General features: G+C 64.9%; 12 protein-coding genes. 3 read left to right on the plus strand and 9 right to left on the minus strand.

Annotated elements, in window-relative coordinates; all coding sequences use genetic code 11:
* Positions 1–117: 117 nt before the first annotated feature.
* From OCL88_RS15945 to OCL88_RS15965, 5 genes are read right to left on the minus strand one after another with little or no spacing between them, the layout of a single operon-like run.
* Positions 118–1,569 carry an aldehyde dehydrogenase (NADP(+)) gene (locus OCL88_RS15945; RefSeq protein ID WP_264963132.1) on the minus strand — a complete coding sequence of 484 codons (1,452 nt, stop codon included), beginning with the start codon at positions 1,567–1,569 and terminating at the stop codon, positions 118–120.
* Positions 1,550–2,677: a mandelate racemase/muconate lactonizing enzyme family protein gene (locus OCL88_RS15950; protein ID WP_264963133.1), complete on the minus strand. Its 1,128-nt coding sequence runs from the start codon at positions 2,675–2,677 to the stop codon at positions 1,550–1,552. The genes OCL88_RS15945 and OCL88_RS15950 overlap by 20 nt, the downstream gene beginning before the upstream one ends.
* Positions 2,677–3,582, minus strand: coding sequence for a 5-dehydro-4-deoxyglucarate dehydratase (locus tag OCL88_RS15955; protein WP_217376870.1), 906 nt, complete (start codon positions 3,580–3,582; stop codon positions 2,677–2,679). Before OCL88_RS15955 ends, OCL88_RS15950 begins: the two co-directional genes overlap by 1 nt.
* Complete coding sequence (locus OCL88_RS15960; RefSeq protein WP_264963134.1) at positions 3,579–4,565, minus strand: NAD-dependent epimerase/dehydratase family protein; 987 nt, start codon at positions 4,563–4,565, stop codon at positions 3,579–3,581. Before OCL88_RS15960 ends, OCL88_RS15955 begins: the two co-directional genes overlap by 4 nt.
* Positions 4,566–4,592: 27 nt before the next feature.
* The gene (locus OCL88_RS15965; protein WP_264963135.1) at positions 4,593–6,002 is read right to left on the minus strand and encodes a Gfo/Idh/MocA family protein; all 1,410 of its coding nucleotides are present in this window, start codon (positions 6,000–6,002) and stop codon (positions 4,593–4,595) included.
* Positions 6,003–6,183: 181 nt separating this feature from the next.
* Here OCL88_RS15965 and OCL88_RS15970 point away from each other — a divergent pair, with 181 nt between their 5' ends.
* Positions 6,184–7,233 (plus strand): LacI family DNA-binding transcriptional regulator, encoded by a 1,050-nt coding sequence (locus tag OCL88_RS15970; RefSeq protein ID WP_264963136.1) that lies wholly within the window; start codon positions 6,184–6,186, stop codon positions 7,231–7,233.
* Positions 7,234–7,258: 25 nt separating this feature from the next.
* Here OCL88_RS15970 and OCL88_RS15975 read toward each other — a convergent pair whose 3' ends face one another.
* Complete coding sequence (locus OCL88_RS15975) at positions 7,259–7,957, minus strand: FadR/GntR family transcriptional regulator (protein WP_069695910.1); 699 nt, start codon at positions 7,955–7,957, stop codon at positions 7,259–7,261.
* A 78-nt stretch (positions 7,958–8,035) separates the two neighbouring features.
* Here OCL88_RS15975 and OCL88_RS15980 point away from each other — a divergent pair, with 78 nt between their 5' ends.
* Positions 8,036–9,367 (plus strand): alpha-hydroxy acid oxidase, encoded by a 1,332-nt coding sequence (locus OCL88_RS15980; protein ID WP_319951664.1) that lies wholly within the window; start codon positions 8,036–8,038, stop codon positions 9,365–9,367.
* Positions 9,368–9,452: 85 nt separating this feature from the next.
* Here OCL88_RS15980 and gdhA read toward each other — a convergent pair whose 3' ends face one another.
* The gene (gene gdhA, locus OCL88_RS15985) at positions 9,453–10,790 is read right to left on the minus strand and encodes an NADP-specific glutamate dehydrogenase (protein WP_021473829.1); all 1,338 of its coding nucleotides are present in this window, start codon (positions 10,788–10,790) and stop codon (positions 9,453–9,455) included.
* A gap of 206 nt (positions 10,791–10,996) precedes the next feature.
* Positions 10,997–11,536: an ArsR/SmtB family transcription factor gene (locus OCL88_RS15990; protein ID WP_217376865.1), complete on the minus strand. Its 540-nt coding sequence runs from the start codon at positions 11,534–11,536 to the stop codon at positions 10,997–10,999.
* Positions 11,537–11,694: 158 nt separating this feature from the next.
* On the opposite strand from OCL88_RS15990, the gene OCL88_RS15995 reads away from it, so the two are divergent.
* On the plus strand, positions 11,695–12,171 hold the full coding sequence (locus OCL88_RS15995; protein WP_031216954.1) for a hypothetical protein: 477 nt from the start codon (positions 11,695–11,697) through the stop codon (positions 12,169–12,171).
* 10 nt (positions 12,172–12,181) lie between these two features.
* On the opposite strand, the gene OCL88_RS16000 is transcribed toward OCL88_RS15995, so the two are convergent.
* Complete coding sequence (locus OCL88_RS16000) at positions 12,182–13,408, minus strand: acetoin utilization protein AcuC (protein ID WP_264963137.1); 1,227 nt, start codon at positions 13,406–13,408, stop codon at positions 12,182–12,184.
* Between the last annotated feature and the right edge of the window lie 33 nt (positions 13,409–13,441).

The following is a 13,441-nucleotide window of genomic DNA, read 5'->3' on the forward strand; positions in this document are numbered from 1 at the left end:
GTGGCGGGTCACCGGAAAGGTGACCCGCCACTTTTTGTGTTCCCCCGCCCAAGTAAGTAGCAGTTAAGCGCGTTTTGACGGCTCAAAACGCGCTTAACTGCGACTCAGTTGGGTGCTTTAGCCAAGCTCGAGCACGCCGTCCACCCGGCGCGGGATACCCAGCGGGTTGGACTCGTGCAGGGCGGGATGCAGGATGCTTTCGGGAGCGTCCTGGTAAGCAACAGGCCGCTGGAACCGGCGCACAGCCGTGGCTCCCACCGAGGTGAAAAGGGAGGTGGTGGCCGGGTAGGGGCCACCGTGCTGCTGGGCCCAGTTCACCGCAACGCCGGTGGGCCACCCCGCGAACAGCACACGCCCGGCCAGTTCACTCAGTTGCTCCACCAAAGCAGAGATATCCTCGCCCGGCTGGGAGTGGATGGTGGCTGTCAGGCTGCCGGGTACCTTGGCGAGGGCCTGCGACAGCTCATCCTGGTTGGCGTACTCGATGAGCAGCGTGGTGGGGCCGAAGCACTCCTCCAGCAGCTCCTCCGGCCGCTCCAGCACGTTCGCCGCGGTGGTCGCGAAAACCACGGGGGCGGCGCCGTCGGCAAGCGCATCCTGCTCGGCGGTTCCGCTGACCAACGTGACACCGGGCAGCTCGGCGACGCCCCGCAGCCCGTGCGGGAACGCTTCCGCGATGCGTTCGGTCAGCATCGCTGCTGCCGGCTTGTCCTTGCTGGCTTCAGCCAGGTGCGCGGCGAAGTCGGTGCCGGCCGGGATGAAGACGAGTCCCGGCTTGGTGCAGAACTGGCCGGCGCCCATGGTGAAGGAACTTCCAAGGCCGGCAGCGAGTTCCTCGCCCCGCTCGGCCACTGCCGCTTCCGTGATGACCACGGGGTTCAGGCTGCCCAGTTCCCCGTAGAACGGAATGGGTTCCGGGCGCGAAACAGCGAGGTCGAACAGTGCGCGCCCGCCCGGAATGGAACCCGTGAAGCCGACCGCCTTGATGGCGGGATCCTGGACCAGGGCAGTGCCGGCTTCCCGTCCGCTGACCAGCGCGAAGATACCCTCCGGCGCGTCTGCTCCCGCGAGCGCCTCGCTGACGATTTCCGCGGTCCGCTCGGAGAGGCGAAGGTGCCCGGAGTGGGCCTTCACAATCACGGGGCAGCCGACGGCGAGCGCCGAGGCGGTATCGCCGCCTGCCACGGAGAACGCGAACGGAAAGTTCGACGCCGAGAACACGGCTACGGGGCCAACCGGCCTGAGGATGCGGCGCAGGTCGGGCTTGGGCGGGGTGGCGCCCGGATCGGCATGGTCAATGACCGCTTCGAGGTACGAGCCCTCGGTGATCACCTTGGCGAACAACCGCAGCTGCCCGCTGGTCCGCGCCACTTCCCCCGCCAGGCGGACTGTGCCAAGGCTGGTTTCGGAATCGGCAATGGCCACGAGTTCGTTCACGTTCGCGTCCAGCGCGTCGGCGACGGCGGTCAACCATGTGGCGCGTTCGGCGTCGGAAGCTGCTGCGGTCACTTTGGCGGCGGCCGCCGCTGCTTGCGTGACCGCCGTCAGGTCAAGAGTTGCTGTACTCAATGTGCATTCCTTTGTTTTCGGAGCTCTCGCTTGCGGGCGTCATGGAACCGAAATCGAGGCCGAGCCCGGGACGCCCCCCGGAACTGAGCCTGCTGTTGCGGATATGGATGGGCGATGACCCGGCCAGGATGCCCAATTGTGCGAACGAAGCATCCTCGACGTCTTCGACCTTGACCGCTTCTGCCATGGTCAGTGCCAGTTGGCCGGACAACTCGGGCAGAAGGTGCGGGGCAACCCTGATGCTGTTGGCCCGGGCAAGTTCGACGATCCTCCGGAACGGGGTAATGCCGCCCACGCGGACAATGTTCGGCTGGATGATGTCCACGGCTTCTGCCTCGATGAAATCCCTGAAGCGATAGATCGTGTGGACGTTCTCCCCCAAGGCAATGGGCACCGGCGAGTGCTTGCGCAGCCGCCGGTAGGCCCAAAGATCGTCTGCACGGATTGGTTCCTCCAGCCATTCCAGGCCATAGCCGGCCAGGGCATCCAGGGCCCTGAAGGTATGGGCCAGGTCCCACCGTTGGTTGGCGTCGATCATGAGCAGGCGGTCCGGGCCGATCACTTCCCGGACAGCAGCCACCCGTTCGGCATCCTCCCGCAACTCGGGCTTGCCGACCTTGATCTTGACTGCGTTGTGTCCGGCCGCCACCCACCGTTGGGCCTGCTCCACCAACTGCTCCAACGTGTAGTGCAGGTTCACGCCGGAACCGTAGACCTCCACGGATTCCTGCCTCTGGCCAAGGAACCCGGTGATGGAAGTGCCGGATTGCCGTGCGAGGAGGTCCCACAGGGCGAGGTCCACGCCAGCCATCGCGATGGTGGTCAGCCCTCCCCCGCCAGCTTCGTGAAGCCGTTTCCACAACTGGTCCCACACGATTTCCGGGTTGGCTTCCACACCGGAAACAAAGGGAGCAATGTCATGGTCCAGGAGGGCCTTTACCGCGTGGGGACCAATGGTAGGGGTCCAGGAGAAACCGTGGCCCGTGCCGCCGTCGTCCGTGGACAGTTCGGTGACAATCACGTGGTTTTCCGGCGCCTCAGTTCCCCAGCTGCGCAGCAGCGGAACGGTGATGAGCCGCGTGGAGAGCCCGGTGATTCTCGCAGTCATCAGCTGCCGGCCAGCTCGTGACCCTTGGCCAGGATCGCCTTGAGCTCCAGCAACTGCTCTTCGGTGGGATCAACCAGCGGCGGGCGGACGGAACCGACGGGAAGCCCGGCGAGGCGGAGTCCTGCCTTGATGAGGGAGACACCAAAGCCGGGGGTCTGGTCGCGGAGCCGGACCAGGGGTGCGTAGAACCCCTCGAGCAACGCATTGCGGCGGTCTTCGTCGCCGGCGACGTAGGCGTCATAGTAGGCCTTGGCAATCTCCGGAGCCATGGCAAAGGCAGCCGAGGAGTACAGCGGAATTCCCAGTCCCCGGTAAGCGCCCTGGGTGAGTTCCGCGGTGAGGAGTCCGTTGAACAGTGCGAAGTCCTTGCGGCCGCTGGCGTTGATGGCAGACACGATTTCCTGGGCAAGCCCAACGTCGCCGATCCCGTCCTTGAAGCCCACCACCTTCGGGTTGGCGGTCAGGCGGGTCATGGCTGCCGCGGTGAACTTCGCCGTGCCGCGGTGGTAGACAATGACGGGAAGGCTGCTGGCAGCGGCAACGGCCTCAACGTAGGCCACTACGCCGTCCGTCGGTCCGGAGACCAGGTACGGAGGCAACACCAGGAGCGCGTCGGCGCCGGCTTCCTCGGCCACCTTCGCAGCGGCGATCGCGTGGCCCAGCGGGCCTCCCGCGCCGGCAACCACCGGAACCGCGCCCGCAACGACCTCGACGGCGGCAGTCACCACGGTGCGGATCTCATCGAGGGAAAGGGCATGGAATTCGCCCGTGCCGCATGCGGGGAACACACCGCCCGGACCGAACGGCAGCCGTGAACCGATGTGTTCCTTCAAAAGCTCCACATCAACTGAGCCGTCTTCGGCGAAGGGTGTGACGGGGAAGAAAAGTACGCCGTCGAAATTCATGCTGTCTCCTTGCTGGTTGCGCCCGCGGGCACAAGCCCGCGGTTGTTCTCGTCCTTGAGTACTGCTGTGTCTGCGCCGTCAAAAGGCGGGGTGAGTTCGGTGCGCCAGCTCCGCTTCGGTTCCCAGCCCAACAATGTGCGGGCCTTCCCGATGGAGAACGCGGGACTGGTCCCCGTGAGGTGTTCCGTGAGCGGGCCGCTGCCGGGCAGGAACTGCGGCAGCAGCTCCGACAACGGCGCGGCAGCCAAGGCATCCTTGGCCCCCACAAAGAACGTCTGCCCGTTCGGAATGGAGTCCATCTTCGCCAGGAGCACATCCAGGAAATCCGCAACATCCCTCGCGTCAACGTAGTTGAACAGCGCGGGAGCGGACAGCGACGGATCCGCCAATCGCTCGCGTACGGTGTGGCCCTGCTGCGTCAACGCGCCCTCCCACTCCTCGGGCGAAATGACGTAGCAGGGTCGGAACGCCGCGTAACGGATCTTGTCCCCCTGGGCGGCGGCAAACATCCGGATTGTTTGCTCGGCGATCAGCTTGGACAGCGCGTACGCGTTCCAGGGTGTTGCCGGCGTGTTTTCGTCAAGCGGGAACGACGGCGGCAGCCAGCCTTCCGGGCAGCCGTAGCCCAAGGCGGTGGGGCTGCTGGCGGTGACGATCCGGCGAACGCCAACCTCTGTTGCTGCGCTGATGACGGCGAACGCGAGCCGCGTGTTGGTGCTGAAGATGACGTCCTCAGGAGCACTAAAGGGGACAGCGATGGCCGCCAGGTGGATGACAGCGTCCGGCGCCGTCTCGCGAATCAGCCTTTCGGCTTCCCCCGGCGCCAGAAGGTCGGCGGTGTACTGCACTGCGCCGGCCGGTAATTGCTCTGTGGGGATGGCGTCCCGGTCGACCGAAAACACCTCGTGCCCGGCGGCCGCCAGTCCGGCGACGACGCTGCGGCCAAGACGGCCGGAACCGCCGGTGACGAAAATCCTGCTCATTGGTTAATCCTTGTTGTCAAAGAAGCTTTAGCCCTGTCCGCGGCTGAGGTCGGCGCCGAGGCCAAGCTCGCTGATGCGGACAGGAAGGTCGGTTTCGAGGGACTGGTTGCCGGCAATGCCAACCGAGACGGAGCGGAGCCCATCGATGTAGCCGGACGGGCGGCCCAAGGGGTCCACGCCGGGTCCGTTGAAAAGGTCGGAAAGGAGCAGGTTGTCGCCGCCGCCGTGGCCGCCCTCTCCATTGATGATCGGGACTTCGTAGGCGGATTCCCAGTGGCGCTGGACCACCAGGCGCTCCCCGTTGCGCCGGACCGCGTCTTCTTCCTCAACCGGGGTGGCGCTCGGGTCCACCACGGTCTTCTTGTCGGTGCTGAATTCGACGGCGGCGCGCTCCACCACTTCGAGCTCGGCGCGGCCCTCGGTTCCGTTGACGCTCACCCGGTAGCCCTCCCACGGGCTGTGCGCATTCAGGGAATAACTCAGGGTCGGACCGCCCTGGTAGTCCACCACCAGCGCAAGGTTGTCCTCGATGGTGATGCCGTCGGTGAACACGTCCTGGTCACGGCGGTAACCGTCGAACTTTTCGTTGTCGTAATACAGCGCCTTCAGCCGTTCGTCGTCGCGGAGGTCCAAACGGAAGGGATCGCGTTCCAGGCCGTCTACGGTTCCGCGCTCCGGACGGGCACCGAGGCCGCGCTCGCTGGCGTTCTTGTCCCCGTAGAAGCGAAGGCCGCCGGAGGCAAAGACGCGCTCGGGGACATCGTCGATCCACCAGTTCACGAGGTCGAAGTGGTGGGAGGCCTTGTGGATGAGGAGGCCGCCGGAGTTCTTCTTGTCCCGGTGCCAGCGGCGGAAGTAGTCGGCGCCGTGCACGGTGTCCAGCACCCAGCTGAAGTCGATGGACGTCACTTTGCCGATCACGCCGCTCTGAATGATTTCCTTAAGCGCTGAGTTGCGGGGCGAGTAACGGTAGTTGAACGTCACCACCACGTTGCGGCCGGTTTCGGCGGCTGCGGTGGTGATGCGGCGGCAGCCTTCAACATCAATGGTGAGCGGCTTTTCAACCACGACGTCGGCACCGGCCTCGAGCGCTTCGACGATGTAGTCCGCATGCGTGTAGTCAGGCGTGGTGACGATGACGCGCTCGATGCCATTGGCCTGGATGAACTCCGTGAGCCGGGCGGGCTCGAAGGATGCTACCGGAGCCGGCGCGCCGAGCTCCTGGATGAGCTCCTGGTAAAAGTCCACACGGCCCGGGTTGACGTCGGACAACGCCACGAGTTCTGCCACGTCGGCGTGCTGGCCGTAGATGGCCCTGATGTACATTTCGGAGCGGCCACCGGTGCCGATGAGGGCGATCCTGGTCCGGTGGGCGGAGGTGTTCGGGGATGACGCAGCAGCGGCTGGTTGGGTCTCGGCGGTGTCGACGTTGACCATGGGGAAATGCCCCTTTCCAAAGGCAGGAATGAACCGCTTGACGGCCCGGCTTGATCTGGGAAGAATCATGAGAAAGCGTTTTCTCAGAGCGTTATAAGCTTTGTATCAAGACACTGGCGGTCGCGTCAACCATCACTCCAAGGACGGAGCAGCACGCGGTCGGCCAACCGGAAGGGGCACCATGGCACGCAGGAATACCAACAGGCGCGTTGGCATTGCCGACGTCGCGGAAAAGGCAGGCGTCTCCCACGCCACCGTGTCGCGCGTCATGAACGGCAACGCAGCAGTGGACCCCGGAATCGCAGAGCGGGTCCGGGCTGCGGCAGCGGAATTGAAGTACCAGCCGAACCCCGTTGGCCGAAGCCTGGCACTGGGAAAGACCGACACTATCGGCATCGTGGTGCCCGACCTTGCCAACCCGACCTTCCAAGCCATCCTGCGCGGACTCAGCATCGCCGCAGCCCAGGACGGTTACAGGGTCCTGATCGCCGATTCATCCGAAGTAACCAGCGAAGAAGCCATCCTGGCCGGCGAAGCACGCCGGCGCTGCGACGGAGTGGTTCTTTGCGCGCCACGCATGGCGGATGCCGAACTCGAAGAGCTGGCTCCCACGCTCCACCCCCTGGTCCTCATCAACCGGACCACCATCACCACCAACACCCCCAGCCTGAGCGTCGACTACGGGGAAGGCATCCAGGAGCTGGCCAAACACCTGGTCTCACTGGGGCACAAGCGACTGGCTTTCCTTTCCGGTCCGGAACACAGCGCATCGAACCGGCAGCGCCTGGTGGGCTTGGACAAGTTCCGGAGGGAACACCCGGAAATCGAGCTGCAGATGCTCCACGGCGGTTCCAACTTCGATTCCGGACACGAGTCCACGGACGCCATCATCGCCAGCGGCGCTTCCGGGATTCTGGCATTCAACGACCTCGTTGCCATGGGCTTGCTCAGCGGCCTGCACGAACGGGGCATCAGGGTCCCGGAAGACATCTCGGTCACCGGCTTCGACGACATCCCGTTCGCCAAGTACACCACTCCCCCGCTCACAACGGCCGCCGTGCCCATCAACGAACTCGGCAGCCTGGCTTGGCGGCGCATGCGCGAACAGATCCAGCAATCGGCCGAGGCCCTCAGCCAGCCGCAGGATGAGTTCGAGCCCCGGATTGAAATCCGCAAGAGCACCGCGGCGCCTGCTCTCACGCCCATTCCTGCCCCGCGGGTTGGCAGTTAATGGCAATCCCCGCCGGGTAAAACTGTCACTTCGGTGAGGGCGCCGAGCCCACACCTGCCTCCGCGTAGAAGCCCCTGATGTGCGCGGCCACCAGCTCCGCTGCCCGGCCGCCGTCGTTCGCGTTGACCGCCTCAAGGATGGCGCGGTGCTCCGCCCGAAGCCGCGCCGAAGTGGCGTTCCAATCGGGCAGGTTTCCCGTCAGTTCGCCGGCGTAGTTTTCTATGGCACCGCGCAGGGACGCCATCATGGCACTGACGACGGCGTTGCCCGCTGCCTCAGCCAGGGCGACGTGGAACCGGGAGTCCAGGGCCAGGAAAGTGTCGACGTCGGGGGCGTTCTCCATTTGCTCGAGCAGCTCCGCGGCGTCGTCGAGTGCCGCTACCCCCGGCCGGGCCCGCTCCGCTGCCCAGGATTCCAGGAGCACCCTCGTTTCCACGATGTCCGGGACCGGCAGGTGCCTGGTGGCCACGTGCAGGCGAAGGGTGGACCCCAATGCCGACCCCGGCTCGGCGATCACGATGGTGCCCGCGTCCTTTCCGGAGCCCACGCCGGCGCGGACCACCCCCATGGCTTCCAGTATCCGCACGGCTTCACGGACGGACGTGCGGGAGACCTGCAATTGCTCGGCCATGGCCCGCTCGCCGGGAAGCCGTCCACCCAGTGCCAGTTCTCCGCTGGCGAGTTGGTTCTCGATCCATTCCAGGACAAGTTGATGCGTTCGCATAGTCGAATAGTAGTTGATGTGGTATGACCACATGGCCTACAGTGTGGTTAGACCACACCACCACCAGGGAGAACCGAAGTGACAAACACCCTCGATCCCAAGCTCACGGCCGCCCCCGCCAATGCCGGCAGCGACCAGAACGTCAGCCGCGCAACCCAGCCGGCCCCCGCCGTCGTACAGCCTCCCGCGCTGAAGCGCCGCGTCCCCAAGGTGGCCGACCTCGCGCCGCTGATGCAGTTCAAGAAGCCTGAATTCAGCAAGGCGGCCCGCCTCAAGCGGGCCAGCACCATCTGGGAACTCCGCGACATCGCCAAGCGGCGGACACCCCAGGCGCCCTTCGATTACACGGACGGTGCGGCTGAAGAGGAAATCACCCTTCGCAGGGCACGCCAGGCATTCCAGGACATCGAGTTCCGTCCCGGGATCCTGCGCAATGTGTCGAAGATCGACCTGCGGACAGACATCCTGGGCCAGGAGTCGAAGCTTCCGTTCGGCATTGCCCCCACCGGGTTTACCCGCATGATGCAGTCCGAAGGCGAGTACGCCGGCTCGCAGGCAGCTGAGGCCGCCGGAATCCCCTACACGCTGTCCACCATGGGCACGGCATCGATCGAAGACGTTGCAGCGGCCGCACCGAACGGCCGGAACTGGTTCCAGCTGTACTTGTGGACGGACCGGGACCGCTCGCTCGAGCTGATCGAGCGCGCCGCCAAGGCAGGCAATGACACCTTGATGGTCACGGTGGACACGGCCGTGGCCGGCGCCCGGCTCCGCGATGTCCGCAACGGCATGACCATCCCGCCGGCCCTGACCCTGAAGACGGTGCTGGACGCGTCCTACCGGCCGGCCTGGTGGTTCAACTTCCTCACGCACGAACCGCTGACCTTCGCCTCCCTGTCCCGCTACACGGGCACGGTGGCCGACCTGATCAACTCGATGTTCGATCCCACACTGACTTACGAGGACCTCGACTGGCTCCGCGAAACGTGGAAGGGCAAGCTCGTGGTCAAGGGCATCCAGACGGTGGAGGACGCCCGGCGCGTCGTGGACCATGGAGCCGACGGGATCGTCCTGTCCAACCACGGCGGACGCCAACTGGACCGGGCCCCGATTCCGTTCCACTTGCTGCCGGAGGTGACCTCTGCCCTGGAAGCGGACAACAGCGACGCCGCGGTCATCCTGGACACGGGCATCATGAGCGGAGCCGACATCGTGGCAGCACTTGCCCTTGGCGCGGACTTCGCTCTGATCGGCCGCGCCTACCTGTACGGACTCATGGCCGGGGGCCGCGAGGGCGTGGACCGCACCATCCAGATCCTGGAGAAGGACATGACCCGCACCATGGCCCTGCTGGGCGTCAGCAAGGTTTCGGAGCTGAACCCGGAGCACGTGCGGCTGCTCCAGCGCTAACCCATCCAGGTACGCTAACCCATCCAAGTAGCAGTAGAGCGCGTTTTGAGGGTTCAAAACGCGCTCTACTGCTACTCAGTTGGAATTAGATCAGGCCCTGGGCGAGCATCGCGTCGGCTACCTTGACGAAACCACCGATGTTCGCGCCCACTACGTAGTTACCGGGCGCGCCGTATTCCTCGGCCGTCTCGGCGCAGCGGTCGTGGATACCCACCATGATCTCGGTGAGGCGCTGCTCGGTGTGCTCGAACGACCACGAATCGCGGCTGGCGTTCTGCTGCATTTCCAGTGCCGAGGTGGCTACGCCACCGGCGTTGGCAGCCTTGCCCGGCCCGAACAGGATCCCGGCCTCCTGGAAGACGGACACGGCCTTCTGGGTGGAGGGCATGTTGGCACCTTCGGCCACGGCGAGCAGACCATTGCTGACCAGCTTGGCAGCGGCGTTGCCGTCCAGTTCGTTCTGGGTGGCGCAGGGCAGGGCAACAGTACCGTTGACATCCCACACGCTGCCGCCGGCAACGTAGCTGGAGCCGGGGCGCCGGGCCGCATACTCCGTGAGGCGTGCGCGCTCCACTTCCTTGATCTGGCGCAGGAGTTCGACGTCGATGCCGGAATCGTCCACGATGTAGCCGGCCGAATCGGAGCACGCCACCACAGTTGCGCCAAGCGCCTGGGCCTTGGCGATCGCGTGGATGGCAACATTGCCCGAACCCGAGACCACAACGCGCTGGCCGTCGAAGGAGGTTCCGCGGGTCTTCAGCATTTCCTGTGCGAAGATCACGGTGCCATAGCCAGTGGCCTCCGGGCGGACCAGCGATCCACCCCAGGAGATGCCCTTTCCGGTGAGCACACCGGACTCGTACCGGTTGGTGATCCGCTTGTACTGGCCAAAGAGGTAGCCGATTTCGCGGCCGCCGACGCCGATGTCACCCGCGGGGACGTCGGTGTATTCACCGATGTGACGGTACAGCTCGGTCATGAAGGACTGGCAGAAACGCATGATTTCCGCATCGCTGCGGCCACGGGGATCAAAGTCGGATCCGCCCTTGCCGCCACCGATCGGCATGCCGGTCAGGGCATTCTTGAAGATCTGCTCGAAGCCCAGGAACTTGACGATTCCCAGGTACACGGACGGGTGGAAACGGAGACCGCCCTTGTACGGGCCGAGGGCCGAGTTGAACTCCACCCGGAAGCCACGGTTGACGTGTACACGGCCGGCATCGTCAGTCCACGGGACGCGGAAGATGATCTGGCGTTCAGGCTCGCAGAGGCGCTCCAGGACCGCACCCTCAAGGAACTCGGGGTGCCTGTCGTGGACCGGGCCGAGGCTTTCAAAAACCTCGTTCACGGCTTGGTGGAACTCCTTCTCACCCGGATTGCGAGCAAGTACGGTGTCCCGGACGGCTTCGAGCCTTGAATCCATTGCGTCTTCCAATCCCTTCAGTGCCACGGGCGGCAGCAAGACAGTAAGTCGCACTCATGGTTTCACCATCAAAGGTAGGATCTCCACCCGGATCGGATGTGACCGAAGAACGTGAGTTAACAGAACCGTGGAAAATCCTTGAAATGTAAAGGATCAGAAGGTGAACAAAACCTCACAATGTGAGAAGGATCACGTTAGATTGCAGGTTAGCGCTTCCGCCCGAACTTAGGCAGGGTGGGCAGGTTCGCAAGCAGGTCGGCTGCCTTGGTGGCGGCCCGGCCCACCGTGCGGCCAATCTGCTGCGGCACAGTGTCATCGGTCTGAAGCTCCACCGAGACCGGAGCCTCGCCGGCCTGAACCGTGACGGCCGGACTCAACGCCTGGGGCGCCGCTGCCAGTTCGGCCGCCGCGGGAGCCTCGGCCACCTCGGCAGCCACTGCCGCTTTCTCCCCCGCAGAAGGTACGACGGCGACGGGAGCCGCGGGTCCGACGTCGAACGTTTCCAGCCAGCTGGCTACGCCGGCCAGGGGCTTGGGGTTCAGGGTGTAGTAACGCTTCTGGCCCTGCGCGCGCATGCTGACCAGGTCCGCTTCACGCAAGACTTTCAGGTGCTTGGAGATAGTGGGCTGGCTCGCAGCCAGTTCTTCCACCAGTTCGCCTACAGCCTTATCCCCAGAGCGGAGGGAAACCAGGATCTCGCGCCTGGTTGCCTCAGCTATGACGGCAAATACGTCGTCAGTCACCATGCCTCCCACCCTAGCGACATATACGTCAATTGGCATCCCTGTTTCCTGCGGCGTCACCGGCCCTCCCCGTTGACCGCGCAATGCCCCGGTGCTACAACGTTTTCACGGTCCGTCCGGGCTCCCAGGCCCCGACCGCCAACTGCACGGGGTGCATTGCTATGGCTGACTTCTTCCGCCGGCATATCTTCAACATCATCGCTGCGGCGTTCCTGGCGCTGTTTGTCCTGGTGTGGACCACGGTGCTCATCCGGGTGGGCACGTGGGTTCCGACCGGCGAGGCCGAGGCACCCGAACTCAACGGAGCCCTGGTGACGGCCGCCGGAGTCCTGGCGACGTCGCTGAGTTCCCTCACCGCTTCGGCGTTGGGGTTCACCATCTCGGAGGTCAAAAGGGACAACGCCGGGGCGGACGGGAACGGGCCGCTGGTGAACCCCGCACAGGTGGCCACGCGGCTCTCCGGACGGGTGATCTTCGCGATCATGACCTACATGACCATGGGCATGCTGGTCCTGGTGCTGTGGCTCTTCAAAGGCCAGGCTTCAACAGACCTCATCGGAGCCTTCGCCTTGTCATTGCTCGGCTGGCTGGTGGGGGCCGCAGGGGTGGTGTTCCAGACCGAAAAGTCGGACGCCTAGCCGAAAACGCTCAGTCGAACCAGGGGTCCAGTCCGTACAACGGAAAGATCTCCTTGCGGGTGGCGATGACGGTCCGGTCCACGGGATCGGCAGGGTCATAGCCCACTTCCCAGGAGCGCCACCAGATATCGACGTCGTCGCCCATGCTTTCCGGCGCGGCCACCCCGTACTTCTCGCTGACATAAGTGCGCCACGATGCGGGCACGGGCTTGGACAGGGGAACGGGACGCTGCGTCACCATTCCGATCAGGTGGGTCCACGCGCGCGGAACAACGTTCACAACCTCGTACCCGCCTCCCCCGGTGGCTATCCACCGGTTGTCGCAGTACCTTGCCGCGAGGCTTCCGATCGCGCTTGCGGCCTCCCGCTGGGCGTCCACGCTGAGGTTGAGGTGCGTCAATGGATCCAGCCGGTGGGAGTCGCAACCGTGCTGGCTCACAATGACCTCGGGCTGGAAAGCGCCCACGATCTGCGGAACCACTGCGTAGAACGCCCGAAGCCACGCGGCGTCGCCCGTGAACGCCGGAACGGCCACGTTCACTGCAGTGCCCGGGGCGTTCGGGCCGCCGGTCTCATTGGCGAAACCTGTTCCGGGGAACATGGTGAGGCCCGACTCGTGCAAGGAAATGGTCATGACGCGCGGATCGTCCCAAAACAGGCTCTGGGTCCCGTCGCCGTGGTGGGCGTCGACGTCGATGCTCACCACCCGTTGCACGCCATTGTCGAGCAGCCGCTGGATGGCCATCGCGACGTCGTTATAGATGCAGAAGCCGCTGGCCCGTTCGCGGGCTGCATGGTGCATCCCGCCGCTGAAGTTGACGGCCCGCACGGCGGCCCCGGACAGAATCGCGTCCGCCGCCACCAGCGAACCTCCGGCCAGTCGCGCGCTGGCCTCGTGCATTCCGGCGAACGCCGGGTCGTCTTCGGTCCCGAGCCCGCGTTCTTCATCGGGAGTGAAGGGGTCATCGCTGACCTTCCGTACCGCTTCCACATAGGCGGCGCTATGGACCGAGCAAAGTTCGACGTCGGTGGCAATCCTGGGCGGTTCCATCGCCACATGCTTGTGGTCGAAGAGGCCCAGCGTTTCAGCAAGTCTTGCTGTCAGCTCAAGCCGCTGCGGTGCCATCGGGTGGGTAGGCCCGAAGTTGTACGCGGTCATGGCAGAGTCCCACACCACCGTCGTTGGCAGTGCGGAGCGGGTGATGCTGGAAGCAGGCGTTCCAAGCGTGTCATTCATCCAGAACAGGCTACCTGAGGGCGTCCCGCCGCT

Origin of the sequence: Paenarthrobacter sp. PAE-2 (genome assembly GCF_026013155.1) — a bacterium.
Classification (GTDB): Bacteria; Actinomycetota; Actinomycetes; order Actinomycetales; family Micrococcaceae; genus Arthrobacter; species Arthrobacter ureafaciens.